Raw genomic sequence first — 25,506 nt, forward strand, 5'->3', positions numbered from 1 at the left:
TCCGGGGCCGTCCGGTGGTGTCCGCGGGTGCGGGTTACAGCGCGACGCCCAGCAGGGCGTCGACGGTGCGCGAAACGAGGCCGGGCGCGCCCTCGTCCGTGCCGCCGCCGGAGCTCTGCCGCGCGGCCCAGCGGTCCACGGCTGCGAGTGCGGCCGGGGCGTCCAGGTCGTCGGCCAGCGCCTCCCGGACCTCCTCGACCAGAGCGTCGGCGGAGAGCCCGTCGGGCCGGGAGACCGCGGCACGCCACCGGGCAAGGCGTTCGACGGCGTCGGCGAGCACCTGGTCGGTCCACTCCCAGTCGGACCGGTAGTGGTGCGCGAGCAGGGCGAGCCTGATCGCGGCGGGGTCCACGTCGTCCCGCCGCAATGCCGACACGAAGACGAGGTTGCCCTTGGACTTGGACATCTTCTCGCCGTTCAGGGCGACCATGCCGGCGTGCACGTAGGCGCGGGCGAAGGGATGTTCGCCCGTCAGCGCCTGAGCGTGCGAGGCGCCCATCTCGTGGTGCGGGAAGGCGAGGTCGGAGCCGCCCCCCTGGACGTCGAAGCCCATGCCGAGGTGGTCCAGCGCGATGGCGACGCACTCGATGTGCCAGCCGGGCCTGCCATGGCCGAGGGTGCCACCGTCCCAGCTCGGCTCGCCCTCACGGGCGGCCATCCAGAGCATCGGGTCGAGCGGGTTCTTCTTGCCGGGGCGCTCCGGGTCGCCACCGCGCTCGGCGGAGAGCAGCCGCATGGCCTCGGCGTCGAGGCCCGAGACCTCCCCGAAGTGCGGGTCGCACTCGACGGAGAAGTACACGTCACCGTCGAGTTCGTAGGCCGCGCCCGCGTCGCGCAGGCGTTCCACGAGCGGGACGATGCCGGGTATCGCCTCGACCGCCCCGATGTAGTGCTTCGGGGGGAGCATGCGCAGGGCGGTCATGTCCTCGCGGAAGAGGGCCGTCTCGCGCTCCGCGAGCTCGGTCCAGTCCTCGCCGTCGCGCACGGCCCGCTCCAGCAGCGGGTCATCCACGTCGGTCACGTTCTGGACGTAGTGGACCTGCCGCTTGGTGTCGAGCCACACGCGCTGGACGAGGTCGAACGCGTTGTAGGTCGCCGCATGACCCATGTGGGTCGCGTCGTACGGCGTGATGCCGCAGACGTATATGCGGGCGACGGGACCGGGGTCAAGGGTGATCCGTCCGCCGGTCGCGGTGTCGTGGATCCGAAGGTCGCGGCCCTTGCCAGGCAGGGCGGGGACCTCAGAAGCGGGCCAGGCATGCATGTCATGAGCGTAACCGGACGATGCTTCCGGATACGAACCGGATAGCAGATCGTGGCCGAAAGGGCGGTCTTTCGGCCGGGGAGGTGTTCCCCCCGCCCCTCCCCGGCCGGGGCAGGCAGGTCCCGGACCCCGGCCGGGGCCTGCGGCCAGGGGCGTCCCGGCCGCCGGACAGGTTCGGTTCACGGCCGGCAGGCCCTGAACGTCACACCGGCGGCCACGGGATCGGTGGCCATGCACCGCTCGGCTGTGGGTGCCGGCCGGACTTGCGGAGACTCTCCACCCGGCCGCGCAGGGCCTCGGTCTCCGCCGCGGTGATCAGTTCCCCCAACCGGGTGGCGAGCACCTCGCCCGGTTCCAGGCCGGCGGACAGCCGGTCGAGCACCTCGGTGGCCTCCGCCGGCAGCGGCTCACCCGCCCACCCCCAGAGGAGCGTCCGCAGCTTGTCGTCCGCGTTGAAGGTGACGCCGTGGTCGATGCCGTACAGCCGTCCGCCCGGTGCGGACAGCAGGTGACCGCCCTTGCGGTCACCGTTGTTGATCACCGCGTCCAGGACCGCGAGCCTGCGCAGCCGGGGGTCGTCGGCGTGCACGAGCAGGGCTGTCCTCCCCTCCCCCACCTCGGCGAGGCCCACGGCCTTCCAGCCGTCCCCCGGCTCCTCGTCCTCGACGAGAGCGAGCAGGGGCGGCAGTCCGCCGGCGGGCCGGTCACCGTCGGCGCCGTCCCGCTCCGTCTCGATCCACAGCTGGCACATCCCCTCGCCGTAGGGGCCGTCCCGCAGCACCGTGGGCGGCACGAGCCCCCAGCCGGTGGCCTCGGAGACCTCGTACGCCGCGACCTCGCGCTGGGCCAGGGTGCCGTCGGGGAAGTCCCACAGCGGCTGCTCACCGGCGACCGGCTTGTAGACGCAGGTGCGTTCCTCGCCCTCGTACGCGACCGTGCAGTGGAGCACGGCGTTCGACGCGCCCCGGACCCGGCCGAGGACCGTGAGTTCCCCCTCCGCGAGCAGGGCGCGCAGCCCGGCCTCCGTCAGGCCCCGCGACGGTATCCGTTCTGGCGCGGGCATACGTGTCCTTCCGGGTCGAGAGGGAGGCTGCACAGCGGGCAGGGCGGGCGGCCCGCGTTCACGACGTCCAGCGCGCGTTTGGCGAACGCCCGCGCCTGAGCTCCGCTCAGCCGGACACGCAGCATCGGAGGACCGTTCTCCTCGTCCTGCAGAAGCCTTTCCTCGGCCTCCGCGAGGTCGTCCTCGGAGTCGGCGTCCAGTTCGACGAGAGCCTGCGCCTCGATGATCATGCGCTGCTCCTCGCCGTCCCAGGCGAGTGCCATCGTGCCGACCCTGAACTCCTCCTCGACGGGGGCGTCCAGCGGCGCGGTGTCGGTGACGTCCATGGGGGCCACGGCGGGCACCGGTGAGTTGCCGCCGGTCCGCCGGACGACCTCGTCGAGGAGCTCGTCGATCCGTTCGGCCAGTGCGGAGACCTGGGCCTTCTCCAGGGCCACGCTCGTGACCCGTCCCCGCGAGGATGCCTGCAGGAAAAACGTACGGCGTCCAGGCAGCCCGACCGTACCGGCCACGAAACGGTCCGGTGGGTCGTAGAGGAACACCTGACGGGACACGTCCTGTCTCCCTTGAGAATGTGATGGCGGATGGGGGCGGCCCCGGGGCCCCGCGGGATGTCCCGCAAGGCCTCTACGGCGCGTCCACCCTACTGCGCGGAGCGATCACGGTGCCCCAGCGCCGCCCCCGACGGCCGCATCCGTCGCCGTGTCCCCCGCCGCGTCGGCGCCGATGGCCTGTTCGCGCGGGGCGAGGGACGCGAGGTCACCTGTGTCGCCGAGGCGGAGAAGGAAGGGACGGAGCCGGGTGTAACGGATCGCGGTGACGGAACACGGATCGGCCTGGATGCGCTGGAAGAGGTCGAGGTGCATCCCGAGCGCGTCGGCGACGAGGGCCTTGATGATGTCGCCGTGCGAGCACATCACATACGCGGCGTCCTCACCGTGGTCCGCCTCGATACGGGCGTTCCAGTCCCGCACCGCCTCGACGGCCCGCGCCTGCATGGCCCGCATGGACTCACCACCGGGGAAGGCGGCGGCCGAGGGGTGCTGCTGGACCACCTTCATCAGCGGTTCGTCGGAGAGTTCGGCGAGTTTGCGCCCCGACCAGTCGCCGTAGTCGCATTCACTGATCCGGTCCTCGATGTGCAGCGGGAGGTGCGGGCGGGCGTCGAGCAGCGGCTGGAGCGTCTCGCGGCAGCGCTGCAGCGGGCTGCTGACCGCCGCGGCCAGGGTGAGGGCGGACAGCCGGCCCGGCAGCGCGGCGGCCTGTCCGGCACCGCGTTCGTCGAGGGAGACGCCGGGGGTCCGGCCGGCGAGCACTCCGGAGGTGTTGGCGGTCGAGCGTCCGTGGCGTACGAGGATGAGCGTGGGCATACCTGTCAGCGTAGAGGTGCGTGAAGCCTTCGCGGCAGGGAAGAATGCGCGGGGTGATCGTCGACTGCGGAATTTACCGGGACGGGCGCCGGACCGAAGGCCCCGCCGACCTCTCCGATGCCCTCGACGAGGCGCGGGCCGCCGGGGACGCCTTCGTCTGGATCGGGCTGCACGAGCCGACGGAGAAGGAGTTCGACCTCGTCACGAGCGAGTTCTCCCTGCACCCGCTGGCGGTGGAGGACGCCCTGCGCGCCCACCAGCGCCCCAAGCTGGAGATCTACGACGACTCACTGTTCGTCGTCATCAAGCCGGTGGTCTACGAGCCGGAGAGCGACACCGTGAGCGCCGGCGAGCTGATGCTGTTCATAGGTGACTCCTTCGTGGTGACGGTGCGGCACGGCGAGGGCGCGCCCCTCGCCGCGGTGCGGCGCCGGCTCGAGGCCGAGCCCGAGGTCCTCAGGCACGGACCCACGTCGGTGCTCTACGCGGTCAGTGACGCGGTGGTGGACCACTACATCGAGGTCGCGGCGGAGCTCCAGGTCGACCTGGAGGAGCTGGAGGCCCAGGTGTTCGCCCCGACCGGATCCAGGGACACCACGAACACCGCCGCGAGCATCTACACCTTCAAACGGCAGGTGCTCGAATTCCGCCGGGCGACCAATCCGCTGAGCGCACCGATGACACGGCTGTCGAGCGCGGGCGTGCCGTTCGTCGACACGGAGTCGCAGCCGTTCTTCCGGGACGTGAACGACCATCTGACGCGTGCCGTCGAGCACGTGGAGGGGCTGGACCGGCTGCTCTCGGACATTCTGTCGGCACATCTGGCGCAGGTGGGCGTGCGGCAGAACGACGACATGCGGAAGATCTCGGCGTGGGCCGCCATGGCCGCCGTGCCCACCATGGTGGCCGGGATCTACGGCATGAACTTCGAGCACATGCCCGAGCTCGGCTGGGTGTGGACCTATCCTGCGGTGATCGTGCTGATGGGTGTCGCGGTCGCCGGGCTGTACCGCCTGTTCAAGCGCCGCGGCTGGATGTAGCGAGGCCGCCCTTCTCAGGCGTAACGGGTCTCCGGCACCGCCGGTCCGCCCAGCGCGTCGCGCAGGGCCGGGGCGGGCTGTTCGAGGCTGACCATGCGCCGCCAGCCCACCGTCCGCTCGTAGGCGTACACCGCGTGGACACCCGCGGCCAGTACGGCGGCCTTGGCGCGGGACCAGCGCAGCACGACTCCCATGTGGCTCATCACGGCGAGGCTGACATCGCGGTACACCCTGATCTCTGCCCGGGCGCACTCCCGCAGGACGGACTGGATCGTCCGGCCGTGGCCGGCCCGGGCCAGGCGGAGGAGTTCCTCGTGGCAGTACGCGAGGTGGTTGTCCTCGTCCCGCGAGATCATCTTCACGGCGCGGCCGAGGACGGGGTGCTCCGCGAAGTGCCTGAGCAGGAGCCGCATCTGCTCGGAGGCCCGCTGTTCGGTGACCCTGCTGTGGGCGAGGTACACGATGATGTCCCGCTCGGTGAGCGGTTCGTCACGGCTGAGCCGGTCGTGGGCGAGGCCGATGCCCTGGCGCTCCAGCAGGAGGGTGTAGTCGGTCTCGTACGGCACCGCGACGGGCTGGAGTCCGCGCTGCTTCAGCAGGGCGTCGAAGATCCGGCCGTGCTTGTCCTCGTCGGCGCCGTGCCGTGCCACCTTGGGTGCCAGGCCGGGCAGTCCCGGAGGCACGAGTGCGGCGATGCGCCCGTTCTCCCAGCCGCCCTGCGATTCCCCACCGGCGGCGATCGAGCAGAACAGCCGGAACGACTCGTCGTTGTCGAGGATCTCCTGGAACAGACTCTTCGCCGAGAGCATCACTGCCACCTTCCGCACCGGTGTACGCAGAGCACAGTCAAATTCGGTACGCCCCGGTAGGCAACACGAGCGGAGCCGGGCAGAGCCGAACGGGCACCGTACGGCCCTGGACCTGCCGGGGTGTCCCTGGTGGGGCACGGGCCGTGACCCGGGAGCCGTGCGGCGCGTTGTTCCGTACGACGGCCGTGGCGGGGAAGGCCCCGAGTCCCCCGCCACGGCCGTGGTGCTGCTCCCGTGCCTACGCGGCGAGGCCGGAGCGTTCCAGGGCCTCGGTGCCGGCGCGCAGGGCCGCGATCCGCTCGTCGAGCGTGAAGCCTGCCGGGGCGAGGGTCAGCGTCGTGACACCCGCGGCCGCGTACGCCTGCATCCGGTCCGCGATCCGGTCCACCGAGCCGAGCAGAGTGGTCTGGTCGATGAGCCGGTGCGGGACGGCGGCCGCCGCACCGGCCTTGTCGCCGGCCAGGTACTTGTCCTGGATCTCGGCGGCCTCCTTCTCGTAGCCCATGCGCTGGGCGAGCTGGTTGTAGAAGTTCTGCTTGCGGCTGCCCATGCCGCCCACGTAGAGCGCGGTGTACGGCCGGAACATGTCGGCGAGGCCGTTGATGTCGTCGCCGATCGCCAGCGGCAGGGTCGGGCAGACGTCGAAGCCCTCCATGGTCCTGCCGGCCTTCTCCCGCCCTGCCCGCAGGTGCCGCACCGCGGTCTCCTCGAGGTGGTCGGCGGACGGGAAGATCAGCAGGGCGCCGTCGGCGATCTCACCGGTCTGCTCGAGGTTCTTCGGACCGATCGCGGCGATGTACAGCGGGATGTGCTCGCGCTGCGGGTGGACGGTCAGCTTGATGGGCTTGCCGGGGCCGTCGGGCAGGGGCAGGGTCCAGTGCTCGCCCTCGTAGGACAGCCTCTCCCGGGACATCGCCCGGCGCACGATCTCGACGTACTCACGCGTGCGGGCCAGCGGCTTGTCGAACTTGACGCCGTACCAGCCCTCGGAGACCTGCGGTCCCGAGACGCCGAGGCCGAGGCGGAAGCGGCCCCCGGAGAGCGAGTCGAGGGTGGCCGCGGTCATGGCCGTCATGGCGGGCTGGCGGGCCGGGATCTGCATGATGGCGGAGCCCACGTCGATGGACTCGGTCCGGGACGCGACCCAGGCCAGCACCGTCGGCACGTCGGAGCCGTACGCCTCGGCCGCCCAGCAGACGTCGTAGCCGAGCCGGTCGGCCTCCTGGGCGACGGCGAGGTTGTCGCCGTCCATTCCCGCACCCCAGTAACCGAGATTGATGCCGAGCCGCATACCCACGCTCCTCTACTGATCAGTAACGTTCCTGTGCCCGGACTCTAGCGCGGGGCGCCGGAATCCGGCAGGCTCGCCCGGGGGCGGCGGTTGTCCACAGGCTTCCACCCTGTGGGGTCCTGGCCAGTAATCTCAGCGCCCATGGAGCAGAGGCATCTCGGCCGTACCGGCCTTCGCGTGTCCCGGATCGGCCTGGGGACCCTCACCTGGGGCCGGGACACCGACGAACACGACGCCGCCGACCAGCTCAAGGCCTTCTGGGACATGGGCGGAACCCTCGTCGACACCGCCGACGTCTACGCCGGCGGTGAGGCCGAACGCCTGCTGGGGCGCCTCCTGGGCAACCTGGTTCCACGGCAGGATCTGGTCATCTCGACCAAGGCCGGCTCCGTGCCCGACCCCTACCGCCGCTTCGACGGGTCGCGCGGGCATCTGCTCGCCGCTCTCGACGCGTCCCTGCGGCGGCTCGGGACGGACTACGTCGATCTGTGGCAGATCCACGCCTTCGATCCCGGCACACCGCTGGACGAGACCCTGCAGGCGCTGGACCTCGCTGTGTCCTCGGGGCGCGTCCGGTACGCCGGAGTGTCCAACTTCAGCGGGTGGCAGCTGGCCAAGGCCGCCACCTGGCAGCTCGCCGCGCCCGGGACGCGCACCCGGCTGGCGTGCACGCAGATGGAGTACTCGCTGCTGCAACGGGGGGTCGAGCGGGAGGTGCTGCCGGCGGCGCTGGACCTCGGAGTGGGGCTGCTGCCGTCGTCCCCGCTGGGCCGCGGGGTCCTGACCGGCAAGTACCGCACGGGCACGCCCTCCGGCTCCCGTGGCGCCTCCGAGCAGCTGGCTCCGTTCGTCGAGCCGTACCTCGACGACGCGGCGAGCAGCATCGTGGACGCGGTGGCCACGGCCGCCGACGGCCTCGCCACGACGCCCCTCCAGGTCGCTCTCGCGTGGGTGCGGGACCGGCCCGGAGTGGTGGCCCCGGTCGTCGGGGCGCGCAGCGCGCAGCAGCTGACCGAAGCGTTGTCAGTGGAGGCGCTTAGTCTTCCTGACGAGATCTGCCAGGCGCTCGACGACGTGTCGGCGCCCGTGCACCGCTATCCCGACCAGGACTGGAGCACGCTGTGACTGCGCATCCCCGGGGAGATTCCCCGGACCCCGCGGCCGAGGACCACGAGGCCGGCGAGGACGCCGGCAGCCAGGCCTCCGACGCACCCGGCACGCCCGACGAGGGCGGCGCGGGGAGCGTGGAGGGGGCGGAGGACGGCACAGGAGACGCACAGGGCGTTCGGGAGCCGGAGCAGACCTCTGAGGCGCCCGCTGCCCCCGCGCTGTCGGAAGCCGAGGCGGAGCTGGCCGCGCAGCGCGAGCTGCGCCGGCGGATCGAGCAGCGCAAGGCCGAGAAGGAAGCGCCCATCGTGGCCGGCACGAAGCTGAGCGGCTCGGCGGCGGATCTGCTCGCGGCGGTCCGCGCTGTGGAGAGCGGCGAGACACCGGCCACCTCCTTCTTCGACCGGCCCGCGCCGGCGCCCCGCCGGGCAGCTCCTGCCGCTCCGGTCACGCCCGCCGGCCCCTCCCGGGCAGCCGGGCAGCCGGCTCCGCGGGCCGCGTCACCCGGGTCCACGGCCTCGGTCGCAGCGGTGCTCGCCCAGGGCGGGGCCCCCGAAGCCCTGGCACACCCGGCGGCCACGACGCTCGGCGAAGGGGCCGCGCAGGTGCTCCGGGAGGACCCGTGGCGGCTGCTGTCCGTGCCGGGTGTACGGCCCGAGCAGGCGGACGGCTTCGCGCGGGCGCTGCTGGGCGGGGAGTGCGGGCCCGACGACGAGCGGCGTACGGCGGCGCTGGTGAGCTGGCTGCTGGAACGGGCCGCACTGCGGGGCCACACCGCGGTGGACGCCGGCGAGGTGCGCAGGGCGCTGGCCGGATTCGCGGTGGCCGATCCCGGGGAAGCCGTCCAGCACGCCGTCGCCGAGGGTGTCGTGCTGGTGTTCCAGGACGGCGCCGACGCCACGGGACCGGAGGGGACGGAGGAAAGTGACGAGACGTCCGAGGACGCGGCGCGGAGTGACGAGGAGCCCGTGCGGGTCCTGCTCGGCCTCGACCGCTACGCCCTGGCCGAGGAAAGCCTCGCGGACGGCCTGGCCCGGCTGGTCAATTCCTGCGAGAAGGGCGCCGACTGGACAGAGGCCGCTGCCGCCGCCCCGTCCCCTTCGGCGGGTGAGCTGATCCGGGCGGCCGCGACCGCGGGTCTGGTGGCCCACAGCGGCGGCGAGGCCGCCCGGGCCGAACCCGCCGCCCTGATCGCCGCCGCGCACGGCCTCGGTCTGCGGGCCCTGGGCACCACCCACAGTGCGGACGGGCAGCGCAGGCTGGCGGCGGCGGCCGGTGCCCCGGACGCCGCCGTCACGCTCTCCGCCCTGCTCTCCGGTGAGGACGGGCCGGGGCGGGACGCGGACGGCGCGTTCGCCCTCGACGTGCTGGTCGTGCTGGACGCCCCGCAGCTCGACGTGGAGACGGCCGCGATGCTGGTGGAGTCCCTCGCCGACGGGACACGGCTGATCCTGAGCGGCGACCCGGGAGTGCTCGGCTCGGCCGGTGCGGGCCGGGTGTTCGCCGACGTGATCGCGGCGCGCGCCTGCCCGCACGTGGTCTCGCGCACGCCCGATCCCGGACCGATCGGCGAGCTGGTCTCCGGCGTCGGCATCGGTGAGCTCACCCAGGTCGAGGCGCCCGGCAGGGAAGTGGTGATCGTGCCCGTCCGCGACGCGGGTGAGGCCGTCCACCGCACGGTGCAGCTGGTGGCCGATTCGGTGCCGCGCGCCATCGGCGTGGCCTCCGGCGACACCCAGGTGATCACGGTCGGGCACGGCGGTCCGGCGGGCACGACCGCACTGAACGCGGCGCTCAAGCAGCGGCTCAACCCCGGGCCGGGCCGGTTCGGCGGCTTCGACACCGGTGACCGCGTGGTCCATGTTCCCGCGCCCGGCAGGGCGGTGCCCGGCTCGGTCGTCTCGGCCGACGCCGAGGGGCTGCACCTGGACTGCGCGGGCACACCCGTCGTCGTGCCACCGGACCGGGTGGAGACCTCCGTACGCCATGGCTGGGCGCTCAGCGCCCACCAGGCGGCCGGGATGCGCTGGCCCGCAGCTGTCGTCGTCCTGCCCGGGGACGCCGCCCAGGCGCTCAGCAGGCCGTGGGTGTACACGGCGTTCAGCCGCGGCGAGCAGCACCTGTCCGTGGTGCACGGCGTAGATCAGGCCCTGCCGCGGGCGGTGGCCGAGGTCGCGGCCCAGGAGCGGACGACCCGGCTGCGCCCTCTGCTGGAGGCGCTGCCCACGCCGGGCGCCTCGTAGGTCCGGCTCCCGGTCCGGCCGGGAGCACGTCCGCCGTCCGACGGCCCCGGTACTCAGCGCACCGGGGCCGTCGGACGGCGCTCAGGAACGTTCCGGGAGCGTGCCCTCCGGGTCCCCGTCCGGCTCGTCCTCCTCGTCGAAGACCGAGCTGACGTCGAAGCGGCAGACCACCAGAGCGGGGTCCGCTTCGTCGAACGGCGCCCCGAGCCACTCCCCCGGGTCGGGAAGTTCGTCCACGGCGGCGACCCAGAGGGTGGAGTCCCCTTCCTCCAGCCCGAATTCCAGGTGCCGGGAGGCGATCTCGTCCGCCTCGTACTCACCGAACACCACGCCCAGAGCAGCGTGCACCCCGGCACCGGCGGCCGGCAGGGCGCCCCCGGCCTGCCCGTCCGGATCGAGGTCGGTGAGCCGCTGCGCCTGGGCGAGCAGCCGTGCGGGCTCGGCCACCGCGTAGTCGCGCCTGATCAGCACGCTGACGGCGTGCGGTTCCTCCGGACCTGCGTAAGGAGGGAGGGAGTCCTCCGCAGCGGGGATCTCGAAGGGGGTGACCTCGTCGTAGCGGTCGTAGAGCAGTTCGTCGTAGACCTCGGCAGCGGCGGCCAGTGCGTTGAACGCGTCGTAGACAGCGGGGTCGTCGTCCCCGGTACGGCGCTCGACTGCCTGGAGGTGGCGGTCGAGCGCGGTTTTGACTGCATCGGCGGCGGCGCGTACCTCGGCAGCGGTGGGCTGCGCAGCATCAGACATGGGACAGACGCTATCCGTACCGGGCCTCTGCCCGCACAATAGATGCGATGCCGGAATACGAATTCATCGACGTGTACGTGCCGCGCGGGGTCTCCCGGAAGGAGGCGGCCCGCCTGCTGACCGATCATGCCGAGTACGGACACTGGGAGTTGGACCGGCTGACACTGCGCCGTGACGGCAGCCGCCGGGTGCGGCTGCGCCGCCGCATCATCCGCCAGCTACGACCCACCTGGTAGGGCGGAGCGGGCCCCGTGTGCACGGAACCCGCTCGTCACCCTGTTGTCGCGCAACCGCTATGCGGCCCTGCGCGAACGCCGGTACAGGACCGTGCCCGCACCCGCGAACAGCAGGCCCGCGCTCGCCGGGACGAGCAGGTCGAGTCCGCCGCCGGTGTGCGCGAGCTGCTCTCCCGCCACGAGCTGGGTCTCGGGGGCCGGCGGCGCGTCCGGCGTGGCAGGCGTGGCCGGCTTCTCCGGAGTGTGCGGTGTCTGCGGCACGACGGGGGGCGGGACCGTCTCCGTGTCGTTCTCGCAGGTGTTGCCGAAGACCGGGTTGAGCAGTCCACCGACGGTGATGCTGTTGCCGCAGACGTTCAGGGGGATCTCCACCGGCACCTGCACCTGGTTCCCGGAGAGGATTCCCGGGGAACCGGTGGTCTCCGCCTGTGCCGAGGTGCCGGAAGCACGGTGCCTGCCGGTGCCCGCCCCGCTGTCGCGCACGTCCTCGTGCCCGGACGCCCGGCTCCCCGAGTCGCGGCCGGACGGGGAACCACCGTCCGGGGTGTACGCATGGCCGGAATCCGAAGATCCGTTTCCGCAGTCGTTTCCGCTCGTGGGGTTGAGCAGACCGCCGACGTCCACGGAGTTTCCGCACACGTTGACGGGTACGTCGATCGGGACCTGGATCGAGTTCCCCGAGAGCACTCCCGGTGAACTCGACGCGGCGCCGGCCGCACCCGCGTCGGCGTGCGCGTAACCGCCACCGAGCGCGAGCACTCCGCCCGCCGCCGCCATGGTGATCAGGCCTTTACGTGTGACCTGTCGCATAGGTTGTTTCCTGTCTTCTGCCTACTGAAATGCCCCGGCACAGCCGCGCGGGGGCTGAACGCCCAGCGGCCCCGGAGTGCATGGCGCGCACTCCGGGGCCGCCCGGACTCACACCCTTACGGGTTGACGCGCATCGTCACGCGTTGACGCAGGTGTTGCCGAAGGCGGGGTTCAGCAGACCGATCACGTTGACCGTGTTGCCGCACACGTTCACCGGAACGTGGATCGGGGCCTGAACAACGTTGCCCGAGAGCACGCCGGGGCTGCCGATGGCGGCACCCTGGGCACCGGCGTCGGCGGAAGCCATACCCGCACCCGCGAGCACGAGACCACCGGTAGCGGCCGCGATTGCGACGACCTTCTTGATCATTATTCCTCCTGATTGACAAGTGCGGTCCCAGCCGCGGACCGCATCACCTGTAACGAGGAGGAAGTGGGCAGGCTACGAGCGGGAGATCTCTTTCACCCATTCCGGTGAGATACGCACAAGCTGTCGATTCTGGCGGCCGGGCGGGTCAGGAGTGGTCGATGAACCGGTCGAGCACCCGGGCGCCGAAGGTCAGCCCCTCCACCGGAACCCGCTCGTCCACACCGTGGAACATGCCGGCGAAGTCGAGCTCCGGCGGCAGCTTCAACGGGGCGAAGCCGAAGCACCGGATGCCCAGGTCGTCGAAGGACTTCGCGTCGGTGCCGCCGGAGAGCATGTAGGGCACGGCGCGCGCGATCGGGTCCTCGGCCTTGAGCGCAAGCTGCATCGCGTCCACGAGGGAGCCGTCGAAGTCGGTCTCCAGGGCCTTGTCCCCGTGCACGTCCTCGCGCTTCACCCGCGGGCCGAGGATCCTGTCGAGGTCGGCCAGGAACTCTTTCTCGTAGCCGGGCAGGAAGCGTCCGTCCACATGCGCGGTGGCCTGCCCGGGGATCACGTTCACCTTGTAACCGGCACCGAGCATGGTGGGGGCGGCGGAGTTGCGCAGGGTGGCGCCGACCATCTTCGCGATCCCGCCGAGCTTGGCGAGCGTGGCCTCCATGTCCTCCGGGTCGAGCGGGGTGCCGAGCGCGTCGGAGAGCTCGTCCAGGAAGGACCGCACGGTCTTGGTCACCCTGACCGGCCATGTGTGGCGTCCCAGCCGGCCGACGGCCTCACAGAGTTCGGTGATCGCGTTGTCCGTGTTGGTCATCGAGCCGTGCCCGGCGGTGCCGTCCACAGTGAGCCGCATCCAGTGCATGCCCTTCTGCGCGGTCTCCACCAGGTAGAGGCGCAGGTTCTCGTTGACGGTGAAGGAGAAGCCGCCGACCTCGCCGATCGCCTCGGTGACACCGTCGAAGAGGTCCCGGTGGTGGTCGACGAGGTGACGCGCCCCGTACGTGCCGCCCGCCTCCTCGTCGGCCAGGAAGGCCAGCACGATGTCGCGCGGGGGCTTGCGGCCGCTGCGCATGCGGTCGCGCACGACCGCGAGGGTCATCGCGTCCATGTCCTTCATGTCGACCGCTCCGCGCCCCCACACACAGCCGTCCGCGATCTCGCCGGAGAACGGGTCGTGGGTCCAGTCCGCCGCGTTCGCCGGCACGACGTCGGTGTGCCCGTGGATCAGCAGCGCCGGCTTCGAGGGGTCCTCGCCCTCGATCCGGGCCACGGTGGAAGCGCGGCCCTTGTGGGACTCGATGATCTTCGGCTCCAGCCCGACCTCGGCGAGCTTCCCGGCGATGTACTCGGCGGCCGCCCGCTCCCCGGGGCCCGAGTGGTCGCCGTAGTTGCTGGTGTCGATCCGGATCAGGTCACGACAGAGGTCGACGACCTCTTTCTCGGCGGCCCCGCCGATGCCGGCCGGGGCCGTGTTGGTCTCGCTCACGCTGCTTCCTTCCACTGACGCGGTGGTGCTCCCCCCTCATCCTCGCGCGCCCGCCCCCGCGCACCCAAGACCGCCCGGGCCCCGTCATGCTCCTTTCACATGGCCGGGGACCGGGGGCGTGATCGAGCACCCCTGAATGTTTGCTATGGTTTTCCACGTCGGAACGGGCAGGGCCCGAGCGACACACCCGGTCCGGGTGGCGGAATGGCAGACGCGCTAGCTTGAGGTGCTAGTGCCCTTTATCGGGCGTGGGGGTTCAAGTCCCCCCTCGGACACCAGCAGAAAACCCCCAGGTCATCCTGGGGGTTTTCGCTTTTCCCGCATTACTCCTTGATGCGCAGGAAGGTCACGGAGTGCGCCGGGAAGGTGTGGGTGAGCAGGCGCCCGTCGATACGCAGGGCCGATCTCCGTGGCGCCACCTGACGGTCCTCGGCGGTGTTCACCGCCTCCGGGGCCGCCTGGATCGTGGTCAGCCGGGCGGTGCGTGAGGCCGGCCTCGCCCCGAGGTCGATCCGGGTCCTGGCGTCCGACGCCTGGGCGTTCACGACCTTGACGACGAGCTCACCGGTGGCGTCGTCCCGGGTGACCACCTGCCGGAAGGGTTCGGCGGGCTTGTCGTCGGTGAAAGCGCCCCACTGCTCACCGTCGAGGAAGAGGGTGACCTGCCGGCCGCGTACCTGGACGTGGATGTCGTAGGCGCGTCCCGTCTCGACCGTGGTGGCGTCCTCGGTCATCGTCTGCTTGGCGCCGTCCACCGACTTCTCCACGGCGGAACGGGTGTTGCCCCAGCCGCCGAGGTTCCACCAGTAGGTGTTACCGGTGTCCTTGACCCCGAAGGCGACGAGGAAGCCCTCCTTGCCGGCCTTCTTGGTGGCCTTCACCCGCAGGTCGTAGTTCTGCCAGCCGGTGTCCCCCGCCGTGACCAGGGTGTTCTCGGCACTTTCGTCGGACTGGACGTACGCCCCGTCCTCGACGGCCCAGGTTCCTCGGCCCGCCGCCCTCGTCCACTGCCCGTCGCCGGCGGAGAAGTCGTCGCTCAGCAGCTCGGCGCCGTCCGCCCCGGTGACCCGGACATCGTCGTACGCGGCGCCGGTCGCCCAGGTCGACAGCCCGACGGCGCCGGTGATCGGTGCGGTGGTGGCGGGTGTCGGGGAGGCGGTGCTCGGTACGACGCGGTCACCGGTGTTGTTCATGAAGAGCTTCTGCACCTCGTAGTTCGCCGACCCCCACGACTTCTCGTTGTCGAACCAGATCATGTCCGGGCGCCACTGCGCGTCGTTCGCGTCGGCGAGGAGCGGGGCGTAGGAGGCGAGCTCGACGACGTCGGCGTTCCGCTCCAGGCCCGTCATGAAGGCCGCTTCGGCCAGGGCGTTGGAGAAGCGGTTGTCGAGTGAGGCGTACTCACCGAGGAACACCTTCGGGCCCTGACGGTCGTAGGTGTCGTAGCGTCCGTTGTTCTCCAGGAACCACTGCGGGCTGTTGTAGTAGTGCTCGTCGACCATGGCGACGCCGGCGTCCCGGTTCAGCTGCCAGGCGCGGTCGAAGGTCGTGCCCGTGTCGTCGGGGCCCGAGTTGCTGATCACGGTGATGTCGGGGTACCGGGCCTCGACGGCCTTGCGGAACTCGGTGAAGCGGGCGAAGAACTCGTCCGGCAGGTTCTCCTCGTTGCCGACCGCCAGGTGCGTGAGGCCGAACGGCGCGGGGTGGCCCATCGCGGCGCGCTTCGCGCCCCAGGTGGAGCCGGCCGGGCCGTTGGCGAACTCGATCAGGTCGAGGGTGTCCTGGATGTGGCGTCGCAGCAGGGCGGGGTCGTCGGTCGCCTTGTTCTGGCCGCAGCCGGTGACGAGGGCGGGCACGACGGGGAGGGCCGTGGCTCCGATGTCCTCGGCGAACTGGAAGTACTCGTAGTACCCCAGGCCGTACGTCTGGTTGTAGCCCCAGAAGTTGGCGTTGACGGGGCGCTGCTCGACCGGGCCGATGGTGTCCTTCCACTGGTAGCTGCGCTTCCGCTCCCAGTCGGGCGCCTCGTAGGCCTCATGGCTCCCGGTGTTGACGATGCAGCCTCCGGGGAAGCGCAGGAAGCCCGGATCCAGTGCGGCGGTCTTCTCCGCGAGGTCCTTGCGCAGACCGTTCGCCCGGCCCTTGTAGGTGTCGCGGGGGAAGAGCGAGATCATGTCGAGCCGTACGGTTCCGCTGCCGCCCGCCGTGACGGTGAGCCTGCCGTCCGCCGCCGGGGTATGGGCGGTGAGGACGCCGGTGTACTTCGTCCAGCGGTCGCCGCGGACCGTGATGCGCCGGGGTGCGCTGATCGCGGTGCCGTCCGCAGTGGTGGCTCCGACGGTCAGCACGGTTCCCGCGGGACGGTCGGTGCGGGCCCAGACGGAGAAGTCGTAGCGCTCACCCTTGCGCAGGGTCAGGCCCTGGTTGTAGCCGGAGTTGGTGACTCCGAAGCCGGCTCCCCGGTCCCCTGTGCCGTCGAGGTCGAGGCGCAGGTAGCGGCGGTTGCGCTCGTGGAGCCGCTGGTCGTCGTCCACGGTCTCCGCGCGTCCCGTGCCGCCGGCCACCGAGGCCGTGGTCCAGGCGGTCATGGGTGAGTAGGCGGCGTTGTCGGCGCGGTCGTACTCGAAGGAGCGGTTCTGGACGAGTTCGGCGTACAGACCGCCGTCGGCAGCGTGGTTGATGTCCTCGTAGAAGACTCCGTACATCGAGTCGCTGAGGGCGGGGCCCGGGCGCTCGGGGTGGACGGTGAGGGAGTAGTCGGTCGTCTCCGCCACGGACGGACCGTCCTCGGCGCGGGTGGGGGCGGCCGCCAGCGTGCCGAGCAGGAGGGCGATGACCGGGACGGTGAGTCTCGGCCACAGGTGCGGGTGCGGCATGGATGCTCCAGAGATCACTGTTCGACATGTCGGATGTTGGTCGGAAGTTCGAACGCAGGACAGGCAGGGCGCGGCAGCGGGTCAACACCCCTGCCCGAACCGGCCGGGACAGGACCTCAGGAGCGCACGGGGATCCCGAAGTCCGGGGTGCCGTCCGCACGCCAGCCGAACCGCTGGACACGGGTGTGCCGGTTGGGGTCGCGCAGCGGGTCTCCGGTGATCTCCTTGTAGGGCCTGGCGTGGTAGACCAGCACGTCCGTGCGACCGTCCTCGGCGACGGTGAACGAGTTGTGGCCGGGGCCGTACTGACCCGTCTCCTCACTGCTGGTGAAGACGGGCTCCGGGGACTTGGCCCAGGACGCCGGGTCCATCAGGTCACTGCGGGCGTCGGCGGTGAGCAGGCCCATGCAGTAGTTCGCGTCCGTCGCGCTCGCGGAGTACGTCATGAAGACGCGGCCGTTGCGCTTGATGACCGCGGCCCCCTCGTTGACCTTGAAGCCGACGCACTCCCAGTCGTACTCGGGCGTGCTGAGCCGGATCTGGGGTCCGGTCAGTGTCCAGGGGTCGGCCATCCGCGAGAGGAAGAGCCCGGTGTTGTTGTCCAGGCCGGGTTCGTGCTGGGCCCAGGCGAGGTAGCGGTCGCCGCGGTGGGTGAAGGTGTGGGCGTCGAGGGAGAAGGTGTCCCAGGCCGTGGTGACCTGCCCCTTCTCGGTCCACGGACCGCGGTGGGGGTCGGAGTTCGCGTTCTCCAGCACCCAGATCCGGATGTTCCAGATGTCGTCCGCCGGGGCCGCCGCGAAGTAGACGTACCACTTGCCGCCGATGTGGTGGAGTTCCGGGGCCCAGATGTGGGCGGCCATGTCCCCGGTGGTGTGCCTGGTCCAGATCACCGCCTCCTCGGCGGTGCTCAGACCGCGCAGGGTGCGGGAGGAGCGCAGGACGATCCGGTCGTACCCGGGGGCGCTGGCGGTGAAGTGGTAGCGGCCGTCGGTGTGCCGGGTGATGTGCGGATCGGCTCGCTGCTCGACCAGCGGATTGCGGTACGGAGCCCGCGATTCCGCGGCATGGGCGATGCCGGGCGCGGCGGTGAGGGCCCCTGCGGCCAGGGCTCCCGTCAGCATGGTCCTGCGGCTGGGAACTTCGGCTCGGCTCATGGGTATCGCCTTTCACGTGGGAGTTCGGCCTGGAGACTCGGCAGCACGCTTCGTGCGGGAGACGGGTTCACCGGACCGCGCGTGACGGGACCAGCTTCTGCGCCCGCAGTTCACCGAGGACGAGCTCGGCGTACTCGGCGGCTCCGCGTGCCGAGGTGTGGGTGTTGTCGCGCTTCTCGTCGTGGAGGTAGAGGGCCTTGGACTCCTCGGGCCCGAGCCCCTCGACCCGCTCCTTGGTGAGGGCGGTGAGGTCGACGAGCGGGACGGCCCGCTCGGCGGCGAGGGCCCGCACCTCGGCGGGCAGGTCGACGCCCAGCTCGTTGACGAGCAGGGCGGTGCCGTTGTCGAGGGTGCCGTCGGTACCGAACCAGCGGCGCACGACAGGGGTGACGAGTACGGGCCGGCCTCCCTCGGCGCGCACGTCCTCGATCATCGCGGTGAGGTTGGCCCGGTAGGTGTCGCGGTCCGTCCGCTTGTCGTTGTGGGCGAGCTGGACGAGGACGAGGTCGCCGTGGCGGATACGGGCCCGGAGGGCGGGGAAGAGGGCCGGGTTGTCCCGGAAGGACTGTGAACCCTCGCCGGAGTCGGCGTAGTTGGCTACGGCCAACCGTTCGGTGAGGTACTGCGGGAGCTGCTGGCCCCAGCCCGTGTAGGGCTCGCCGGCCTGGTCGCAGACGGTGGAGTCGCCTGCGAGCAGGATCTGCGGCGTCCGGACGCGTTCGACGTGGAGCGAGGCGAGCCGCGGTGCCGCTCCGCCGAAGGCGAGGTCGAGACCCGGGCTGCCGGTGGCACCGGTGGGTTCGCCCTCCGGGTCGCGCACGTCCACGGTGAAGGTGCGGCGGACGGTCTCGCCGGGGTCGTTCGGGGTCTCGGCGAGCATGGCCCTGCGGGACTCCGCGGTGACCGCCGTGGAGCCGGCTCCGGCGCCACCCCCGAGGAGGGCCCGGACGCGGTACGTGCCGGGGGCGACGTCGAAGTGACAGACGACGGGCGCTGTGCCGCTGCAGTGGCCCCGCACCGCGCCGGCACGGTCCCGGGCCGCGGCGGGAGCGACCGTGAGGGCGGACAGGGCGGCAGCGGCCGTACAGGCGGCCAGTAGCACGGTTCTGGCTCGGCGCATGGCGGGCTCCTGGGTTGAATGGATTCAGCGGGGCCAGACCCTACGCGCATCAACAAGCGCTTTCTACGGTGCGGACGGTTTTGCCCGCCCCTCTTGACGAGGGTGGCCGACGGTCTCGCGTCGGCCCGATCCGGCGAACATTGGCCGATATTTCGAACCAACCGTCGGGAGAGTCATGCGTTCCCGCCTCACGGGAAGATCCTCCGTCCCTTTGCCGCCCTTGCTGTCCCTGGTCACCGGCCTGTTCGCGTTCCCCCCGCGGGTCCGCTCCGGCCCGGTCGGCGTCAGGGCCGCCATCGCGCAGACCGCCGCCCTGCTCACGGTCCATGGCCCGGGCGGCGTACGCGGCAATCCGACGCTGCCGACGACCGGGGCGCCTCCGTCACATGGGCGTCCCGACAGCCCCGGGCCGTCGACGCGACGGGCATCGCGCACCACCCGGAGCCCGGTGCAGGGCCCGAGCGGATGGAGCTCCCGGCGGTCGTCACGCGCGGCAGGCCGCCACACGCCGCACCTTCGGCGGGCCGGCCGCCCGGTACGACCCCGGCCACTCGCTGATCGACTCGACGGCCGTCCGGCACGACGGGAGCCGCTACCGATTCACCAAGGACGAACGGGACCCGCCGCCGGACACCCCCGGCTCGAAGTTCGTCACCGCGGAGAAGTCCCGGGACCGGTCTCCGGCGCCTACGGTTTCGCCGCCGGCCGCGTCGGCAGGAGGGTGGTCGGGCGCGGCGGGGCCCCGCGGTTTCCAGGTCCGGCACCGGGGCGAAGTGGTACCTGCTCGTCGACGAGGTCGGCGGCCGGGGCGACGCCCCCTTCGAGAGCACCGCTCTTGATCCGGGGCGGCGGACCGTGTCCACCGGCTACGCCCTCCCGGCGGGCGCCCGGCACTGCGCGGTGCCGCCGGTCACGCAGCAGGAGTACGAGCGGCTGCCGGGGACTCGTGCGATGGGATGATGGAGGGACCCTGCCCGTCCGTGCCGGGCCCCTCCGGTGACAAGGACCGTATCGATGAGAGGACGGGCGAAGCCCCCCGCCGCCCCGCTGCCCCAGCGGGACGGTGTCGACCCGGTGCGGGTCAGGCTCCCGGAGGACCCCGGTGGCGCCTGCGAGGACGTCCGCGACCACCTGCTGGACCGGTTCGCGGGGGCGATCGGCGCCGGGCGGGTGGAGGCGATGCTCGCCGAAGGCCGGTTCGTCGGAGCCGACGGCGGCCCGATGAGCGGTGACGAACCGTACGCGGCGGGCCTGTACCTCTGGTTCCACCGGGATTTCGCACCGGAGGAGCCGGTGCCCTTCCCGGTCGGCGTGGTGTACCGCGACGAGCACCTCGTGATCGCCGACAAGCCGCACTTCCTCGCGACCACCCCGCGCGGCCGGCACGTCACCGAGACCGCGGTGGCCCGGCTGCGCAGGGAGCTGGACCTCCCGGAGCTGCAGCCCGCGCACCGGCTGGACCGGCTGACGGCGGGCCTGGTGCTCTGTGTCGTACGGGCCGGGGACCGGGGCGCATACCAGACGCTGTTCCGGGACCGGCTGGTGCGTAAGGAGTACGAGGCGGTGGCACCGTACGATCCGGAGCTCACGCTCCCCCGCACCGTGCGGAGCCGGATCGTCAAGGAGCGCGGGGTCATCGCGGCCCGCGAGGAGCCGGGGGCCCCGAACAGCGAGAGCCGGATCGAACTGCTGGAGCACCGGGGCGCCCTGGGGCGCTACCGGCTGCGGCCCGCGACCGGACGCACCCACCAGCTGCGGGTCCACATGAACGCGCTGGGGCTGCCGCTGGTGCACGATCCGGTCTATCCGGTGGTGGAGCCCGAGCCGGAACACGAGGACTACGCACGCCCGTTGCAACTGCTCGCGAAAGTACTGGAGTTCACCGATCCGGTCACGGGCGGGCGGCACCGCTTCGAGAGCGGGCTGCGGCTCTCCGCGTGGCCGGACCGGTGAACCCCGTCGCGGTCAGTGGCCGCGGTTGATCCAGTCCTGCAGCTGCGGGGCCTCCGCGCCGATGGTGGTGGGATCCCCGTGCCCGGTGCGGACGGCGGTCTCCGGCGGAAGCGTGAGCAGCCGGTCCCTGATCGAGTCGATGATCGTCGGGAAGTGCGAGAAGGAACGCCCGGTGGCGCCGGGTCCGCCCTGGAAGAGGGTGTCGCCGGTGAAGACGGTGCCCAGCCCGGGGGCGTGGAGGCAGACGGCACCGGGGGCGTGGCCCGGGGTGTGCAGCACCATCAGGCGCGTCCCGGCGATCTCCAGTTCCTGACCGTCGGTGAGTTCGGCGTCGGGCCTCCGGTGCGGGTGGGTCTGTTCCCAGAGCGGCAGGTCGTCGGGGTGCAGCAGGATCGGTGCCCCGGTCGCGTCGGCGAGGGCGGGGGCCGCGTCGATGTGGTCGTTGTGCGCGTGGGTGCAGATGATCGCGCGCAGTGCACGGCCGCCGAGCGCGGCTGTGATCGCGGCGGCGTCGTGGGCGGCGTCGATGACGACGGCCTCGGTGTCGTCGCCGACGATCCAGACGTTGTTGTCGACGTCCCACTCACCGCCGTCGAGGGCGAAGGTGCCGGAGGTGACCAGGTGGTCGATGCGGGCGGCCATCAGAGGACCACCACCGAGCGCAGGACGTCACCGTCGTGCATCCGGGCGAAGGCCTGCTCGACCTCGTCGAGCTGGATGGTCTCGGTGACGAAGGCGCCCAGGTCCAAGCGCCCCTGCTGGTGCAGGTCGATGAGCATCGGGAAGTCACGCGAGGGCAGGCAGTCGCCGTACCAGGAGGACTTGAGCGATCCGCCGCGGCCGAACACGTCGAGGAGCGGGAGTTCGAGCCGCATCTCGGGGGTGGGGACGCCGACGAGGACGACGGTGCCGGCGAGGTCCCGGGCGTAGAAGGCCTGCTTGTACGTCTCCGGGCGGCCGACCGCCTCGATCACGATGTCGGCGCCGTTGCCGCCGGTCAGGGCGCGGATCGCTTCGACGGGGTCGTCGGAGCGGGAGTTGACGGTGTGGGTGGCACCCATCTTCTTCGCCGTCTCCAGCTTGCGGTCGTCGATGTCGACCGCGATGATCCTCGCCGCTCCGGCGAGCCTGGCACCGGCGATCGCGGCGTCGCCGACACCGCCGCAGCCGATGACGGCCACGGAGTCCCCACGGCCGACCTGGCCGGTGTTGATGGCGGCGCCGATGCCCGCCATGACACCGCAGCCGAGCAGTCCGGCGACGGCCGGGGAGACCCCCGGGTCGACCTTGGTGCACTGGCCGGCGGCGACGAGGGTCTTCTCCGCGAAGGCGCCGATGCCGAGCGCCGGGGAGAGCTCGGTGCCGTCCAGGAGGGTCATCTTCTGCCCGGCGTTGTGGGTGTCGAAGCAGTACCAGGGGCGGCCGCGCAGGCAGGCCCGGCACTGGCCGCACACCGCACGCCAGTTGAGGACGACGAAGTCGCCCGGCTCGACGTCGGTGACGCCTTCGCCGACGGACTCCACGACGCCCGCGGCCTCGTGGCCGAGCAGGAACGGGAAGTCGTCGTTGATGCCGCCCTGCTTGTAGTGCAGGTCGGTGTGGCACACGCCGCACGCCTGGATCTTGACCACGGCCTCACCGGGGCCGGGGTCCGGCACCAGGATCGTCTCCACGCGAACGGGCTCGTTCTTCCCTGGTGCGATGACCCCTCGTACCTGCTGCGCCATGCCGTGGTCTCCCATCCCGACTGTCCTGTCGTCCCGTCGTCCCGAAGATCGAACCAGCCCACCGTACCCGGGCGGGGGGCCGCTCACGGGGCGAGCACGTCCAGTTCGTGCAGCGCGCCGACCGCGATCTCCCTGGTCAGCCGTTCGGCTCCCTCGGCGTCCCCCTCGCGTACGGTTTCTGCGAGCCGGACGTGGAGCGTGACGGCGGCGGGATCGGGGTCCTCGAACATCACCTGGTGGTGGGTGCGGCCGGCGAGGACCTCCGCGACGACGTCGCCGAGCCGCGCGAACATCTCGTTGCCGGAGGCGTTGAGCACGATGCGGTGGAAGGCGATGTCGTGCCGGAGGTAGCCCTCCAGCTGCTGGCCCCGCGAGGTGGCGACCATGCCGAGGGCGCATTCGGTGAGTGCGGCGCACTGCTCGGCGGTGGCATGGCGGGCCGCGAGGCCCGCGGCGACGGGTTCGACGGCGGACCGCAGCACGGTGAGGGAGCGCAGCTGGCGGGGCCGGTCGGAGCCCGCGAGCCGCCAGCGGATGACCTGGGGGTCGTAGACGTTCCACTCCTCGGGAGGCCGCACGGTCACTCCGACCCGGCGCCGGGACTCGACCAGGTGCATGGACTCCAGGACACGGATCACTTCGCGTACGACCGTGCGTGACACGTCGAAGCGCTGGGCGAGCTCATCGGTGCGCAGGACCAGGCCGGGGGGGCAGTCACCCGCTGCGATCTCCAGGCCCAGGGCGTCCAGCACATGCGTATGGAGCCCCTGGGCAGGTGTGGTCATGCGCACAAGCCTACGGGGCGGCTTACAGGAGATAAAAGTACGACGTTTACGTCACAGCCTCTTGAATAAGTCGTACGTAATGAGTTTCAGTAGCGCGACGGACCGATGTCGAAGAAGACAGCGAGGCACCAATGAGCACCCCCCACGTCGTCGTGGTGATGGGCGTAGCAGGGACCGGCAAGACCACGATCGGCCCCCTGCTCGCCGACGCCCTCGGCGTCCCCTACGCCGAGGGCGACGACTTCCACCCGCCGGCCAACATCGCCAAGATGTCCGCCGGTACGCCCCTGGACGACGACGACCGCCGGCCCTGGCTGGACGCGATCGGGCAGTGGGCACACGGCCGGGCCGGGCTCGGCGGCGTCGTCAGCAGTTCGGCTCTCAAGCGCGTCTACCGTGACCGGCTGCGGGAGGGGGCCCCCGGTGCCGTCTTCCTGCACCTGACGGGCGACCGCGCTCTCATAGAGCGCCGTATGGCGGACCGCAAGGGTCACTTCATGCCGACCGCACTGCTCGACTCCCAGTTCGCGACCCTGCAACCGCTGCAGGAGGACGAAGCGGGCGTCGCCGTGGACGTGTCCGGCACTCCTGAGGAAATCACCGACCGGGCCGTCGCCGCGCTGCGCCGGCTCGCGAACTAAGGATCACCACCGTGACCGGTCTCAGCGTCGAGATGCTGGCAGCGGACGCCGTCGAACCCATCACTTCGGCCGGCAACGCACAGCTGGGCATCGCCGTCCTGGCGGGCATCGCCGTCATCGTCCTGCTCATCACCCAGTTCAAGATGCACGCGTTCCTCGCGTTGACCATCGGCTCGCTCGCCCTCGGCTCGTTCGCCGGCGCCAACCCGGCGAAGACGATCGACAGCTTCACCGCGGGCCTCGGTTCCACCGTCGCGGGTGTCGGTGTCCTCATCGCCCTCGGCGCCGTCCTCGGCAAGCTGCTCGCCGATTCCGGCGGCGCCGACCAGATCGTCGACACCATCCTCGCGAAGGCGAGCGGACGCGCGATGCCGTGGGCGATGGTCCTCATCGCCTCGATCATCGGTCTTCCGCTGTTCTTCGAGGTCGGGATCGTGCTGATGATCCCGGTGGTACTGCTGGTCGCCAAGCGCGGCAACTACTCCCTGATGCGGATCGGTGTCCCCGCGCTCGCCGGTCTCTCGGTGATGCACGGGCTGATCCCCCCGCACCCCGGCCCGCTGGCGGCGATCGACGCCCTCGACGCCAACCTGGGCGTCACGCTGGCCCTCGGTGTGCTGGTCGCCATCCCGACCGTGATCATCGCGGGTCCGGTCTTCTCGCGTTACGCCGCCCGCTGGGTGGACATCCAGGCGCCGGAGAAGATGATCCCGCAGCGCCCGTCCGAAGAACTGGACCGCCGCCCCAGCTTCGGCGCGACCCTGGCGACGATCATGCTGCCCGTCGTGCTGATGCTGGTCAAGGCGCTCGTCGACATCGTGGTGGACGACCCCGAGAACCATGTGCAGCGGGTCACCGATGTCATCGGCTCACCGCTGATCGCGCTTCTCGCCGCCGTGATCGTCGGCATGTTCACCCTGGGCCGTGCGGCCGGCTTCACCAAGGGGCGCCTCTCCGGCACCGTCGAGAAGTCACTCGCCCCGATCGCGGGCATCCTCCTGATCGTGGGCGCCGGTGGCGGGTTCAAGCAGACCCTCATCGACGCCGGTGTGGGCCAGATGATCCTGGAGTTCTCCGAGAACTGGTCGGTCCCCGCCCTGCTGCTCGGCTGGCTGATCGCCGTCGCGATCCGGCTGGCGACGGGCTCGGCGACGGTCGCCACCATCTCGGCGGCCGGCCTGGTCGCCCCTCTCGCCGCCGACCTGCCGACGTCGCACGTCGCGCTGCTCGTCCTCGCCGTGGGAGCGGGTTCGCTCTTCTTCAGCCACGTGAACGACGCGGGGTTCTGGCTGGTGAAGGAGTACTTCGGCATGGACGTCCCGCAGACGATCAAGACCTGGTCGGTGATGGAGACGATCATCTCCGTCGTCTCGCTGGCCTTCATCCTGCTTCTGTCACTGGTGCTGTAGCCGGCCGGATCCCC

The 25,506-nt window shown here is 71.4% G+C and carries 23 protein-coding genes and 1 tRNA gene; 8 read left to right on the forward strand and 16 right to left on the reverse strand.

Annotation, left to right across the window (positions count from 1 at the left end; genetic code table 11):
• Positions 1–34: 34 nt before the first annotated feature.
• From mshC to ACF1FZ_RS09940, 4 genes are all read right to left on the reverse strand, one after another.
• Positions 35–1,264: a cysteine--1-D-myo-inosityl 2-amino-2-deoxy-alpha-D-glucopyranoside ligase gene (mshC, locus tag ACF1FZ_RS09925; protein WP_391772845.1), complete on the reverse strand. Its 1,230-nt coding sequence runs from the start codon at positions 1,262–1,264 to the stop codon at positions 35–37.
• 202 nt (positions 1,265–1,466) lie between these two features.
• Positions 1,467–2,327, reverse strand: coding sequence for an SCO1664 family protein (locus ACF1FZ_RS09930; protein WP_391772846.1), 861 nt, complete (start codon positions 2,325–2,327; stop codon positions 1,467–1,469).
• Positions 2,291–2,881, reverse strand: coding sequence for a DUF3090 domain-containing protein (locus ACF1FZ_RS09935; protein WP_391772847.1), 591 nt, complete (start codon positions 2,879–2,881; stop codon positions 2,291–2,293). Before ACF1FZ_RS09935 ends, ACF1FZ_RS09930 begins: the two co-directional genes overlap by 37 nt.
• A 105-nt stretch (positions 2,882–2,986) precedes the next feature.
• On the reverse strand, positions 2,987–3,697 hold the full coding sequence (locus tag ACF1FZ_RS09940; RefSeq protein ID WP_391772848.1) for a histidine phosphatase family protein: 711 nt from the start codon (positions 3,695–3,697) through the stop codon (positions 2,987–2,989).
• Positions 3,698–3,741: 44 nt separating this feature from the next.
• On the opposite strand from ACF1FZ_RS09940, the gene corA reads away from it, so the two are divergent.
• On the forward strand, positions 3,742–4,737 hold the full coding sequence (corA, locus tag ACF1FZ_RS09945) for a magnesium/cobalt transporter CorA (RefSeq protein ID WP_391772849.1): 996 nt from the start codon (positions 3,742–3,744) through the stop codon (positions 4,735–4,737).
• 14 nt (positions 4,738–4,751) lie between these two features.
• Here the strand turns inward: corA and ACF1FZ_RS09950 are convergent, their stop codons facing one another.
• On the reverse strand, positions 4,752–5,546 hold the full coding sequence (locus tag ACF1FZ_RS09950) for a ferritin-like domain-containing protein (RefSeq protein WP_391772850.1): 795 nt from the start codon (positions 5,544–5,546) through the stop codon (positions 4,752–4,754).
• 238 nt (positions 5,547–5,784) lie between these two features.
• A complete protein-coding gene (locus ACF1FZ_RS09955; protein WP_391772851.1) occupies positions 5,785–6,837 on the reverse strand; it encodes an LLM class F420-dependent oxidoreductase in 1,053 nt (350 codons plus the stop codon).
• Positions 6,838–6,978: 141 nt separating this feature from the next.
• Here ACF1FZ_RS09955 and ACF1FZ_RS09960 point away from each other — a divergent pair, with 141 nt between their 5' ends.
• Both ACF1FZ_RS09960 and ACF1FZ_RS09965 read left to right on the forward strand, forming a co-directional pair.
• Entirely contained in the window at positions 6,979–7,962 is a 984-nt protein-coding gene (locus ACF1FZ_RS09960; protein WP_391772852.1) for an aldo/keto reductase, read from the forward strand.
• Positions 7,959–10,187, forward strand: a complete 2,229-nt coding sequence (locus tag ACF1FZ_RS09965) for a helix-hairpin-helix domain-containing protein (protein WP_391772853.1) — start codon at positions 7,959–7,961, stop codon at positions 10,185–10,187. Before ACF1FZ_RS09960 ends, ACF1FZ_RS09965 begins: the two co-directional genes overlap by 4 nt.
• A gap of 81 nt (positions 10,188–10,268) precedes the next feature.
• Here the strand turns inward: ACF1FZ_RS09965 and ACF1FZ_RS09970 are convergent, their stop codons facing one another.
• On the reverse strand, positions 10,269–10,931 hold the full coding sequence (locus ACF1FZ_RS09970; protein WP_391772854.1) for a hypothetical protein: 663 nt from the start codon (positions 10,929–10,931) through the stop codon (positions 10,269–10,271).
• Positions 10,932–10,978: 47 nt separating this feature from the next.
• On the opposite strand from ACF1FZ_RS09970, the gene ACF1FZ_RS09975 reads away from it, so the two are divergent.
• Positions 10,979–11,167, forward strand: coding sequence for a DUF5703 family protein (locus ACF1FZ_RS09975; protein WP_053930948.1), 189 nt, complete (start codon positions 10,979–10,981; stop codon positions 11,165–11,167).
• Positions 11,168–11,224: 57 nt separating this feature from the next.
• On the opposite strand, the gene ACF1FZ_RS09980 is transcribed toward ACF1FZ_RS09975, so the two are convergent.
• From ACF1FZ_RS09980 to ACF1FZ_RS09990, 3 genes are all read right to left on the reverse strand, one after another.
• Positions 11,225–11,977, reverse strand: coding sequence for a chaplin (locus ACF1FZ_RS09980; protein ID WP_391772855.1), 753 nt, complete (start codon positions 11,975–11,977; stop codon positions 11,225–11,227).
• 136 nt (positions 11,978–12,113) lie between these two features.
• Positions 12,114–12,347: a chaplin gene (locus ACF1FZ_RS09985; protein WP_391772856.1), complete on the reverse strand. Its 234-nt coding sequence runs from the start codon at positions 12,345–12,347 to the stop codon at positions 12,114–12,116.
• Positions 12,348–12,492: 145 nt separating this feature from the next.
• Positions 12,493–13,827: a M20/M25/M40 family metallo-hydrolase gene (locus tag ACF1FZ_RS09990; RefSeq protein WP_391772857.1), complete on the reverse strand. Its 1,335-nt coding sequence runs from the start codon at positions 13,825–13,827 to the stop codon at positions 12,493–12,495.
• Between the two features lie 190 nt (positions 13,828–14,017).
• Here ACF1FZ_RS09990 and ACF1FZ_RS09995 point away from each other — a divergent pair.
• Positions 14,018–14,105, forward strand: a tRNA-Leu gene (locus tag ACF1FZ_RS09995).
• A gap of 45 nt (positions 14,106–14,150) precedes the next feature.
• On the opposite strand, the gene ACF1FZ_RS10000 is transcribed toward ACF1FZ_RS09995, so the two are convergent.
• The 3 genes from ACF1FZ_RS10000 to ACF1FZ_RS10010 form a co-directional block, all read right to left on the reverse strand.
• Positions 14,151–16,703 carry an alpha-L-arabinofuranosidase C-terminal domain-containing protein gene (locus tag ACF1FZ_RS10000; RefSeq protein ID WP_391772858.1) on the reverse strand — a complete coding sequence of 851 codons (2,553 nt, stop codon included), beginning with the start codon at positions 16,701–16,703 and terminating at the stop codon, positions 14,151–14,153.
• A 116-nt stretch (positions 16,704–16,819) separates the two neighbouring features.
• A complete protein-coding gene (locus tag ACF1FZ_RS10005; RefSeq protein ID WP_391772859.1) occupies positions 16,820–17,857 on the reverse strand; it encodes a family 43 glycosylhydrolase in 1,038 nt (345 codons plus the stop codon).
• A gap of 67 nt (positions 17,858–17,924) precedes the next feature.
• Positions 17,925–18,977 (reverse strand): rhamnogalacturonan acetylesterase, encoded by a 1,053-nt coding sequence (locus tag ACF1FZ_RS10010; RefSeq protein ID WP_391772860.1) that lies wholly within the window; start codon positions 18,975–18,977, stop codon positions 17,925–17,927.
• Between the two features lie 1,014 nt (positions 18,978–19,991).
• Here ACF1FZ_RS10010 and ACF1FZ_RS10015 point away from each other — a divergent pair.
• A complete protein-coding gene (locus tag ACF1FZ_RS10015) occupies positions 19,992–20,930 on the forward strand; it encodes a pseudouridine synthase (RefSeq protein WP_391772861.1) in 939 nt (312 codons plus the stop codon).
• 12 nt (positions 20,931–20,942) lie between these two features.
• Here the strand turns inward: ACF1FZ_RS10015 and ACF1FZ_RS10020 are convergent, their stop codons facing one another.
• From ACF1FZ_RS10020 to ACF1FZ_RS10030, 3 genes are all read right to left on the reverse strand, one after another.
• Positions 20,943–21,572 (reverse strand): MBL fold metallo-hydrolase, encoded by a 630-nt coding sequence (locus ACF1FZ_RS10020; protein WP_391772862.1) that lies wholly within the window; start codon positions 21,570–21,572, stop codon positions 20,943–20,945.
• Positions 21,572–22,657, reverse strand: a complete 1,086-nt coding sequence (locus ACF1FZ_RS10025; RefSeq protein WP_391772984.1) for an S-(hydroxymethyl)mycothiol dehydrogenase — start codon at positions 22,655–22,657, stop codon at positions 21,572–21,574. The genes ACF1FZ_RS10020 and ACF1FZ_RS10025 overlap by 1 nt, the downstream gene beginning before the upstream one ends.
• 83 nt (positions 22,658–22,740) lie before the next feature.
• Entirely contained in the window at positions 22,741–23,442 is a 702-nt protein-coding gene (locus tag ACF1FZ_RS10030; protein ID WP_391772863.1) for a FadR/GntR family transcriptional regulator, read from the reverse strand.
• A 131-nt stretch (positions 23,443–23,573) separates the two neighbouring features.
• Here ACF1FZ_RS10030 and ACF1FZ_RS10035 point away from each other — a divergent pair, with 131 nt between their 5' ends.
• Together ACF1FZ_RS10035 and ACF1FZ_RS10040 are read left to right on the forward strand one after the other, a co-directional pair.
• A complete protein-coding gene (locus ACF1FZ_RS10035; protein WP_391772864.1) occupies positions 23,574–24,083 on the forward strand; it encodes a gluconokinase in 510 nt (169 codons plus the stop codon).
• 11 nt (positions 24,084–24,094) lie between these two features.
• Positions 24,095–25,492 (forward strand): GntP family permease, encoded by a 1,398-nt coding sequence (locus ACF1FZ_RS10040; RefSeq protein ID WP_391772865.1) that lies wholly within the window; start codon positions 24,095–24,097, stop codon positions 25,490–25,492.
• Positions 25,493–25,506 lie beyond the last annotated feature (14 nt).

The sequence above is a fragment of the Streptomyces sp. NPDC014623 genome (assembly GCF_043088245.1).
In the GTDB taxonomy this organism is placed as follows: domain Bacteria; phylum Actinomycetota; class Actinomycetes; order Streptomycetales; family Streptomycetaceae; genus Streptomyces.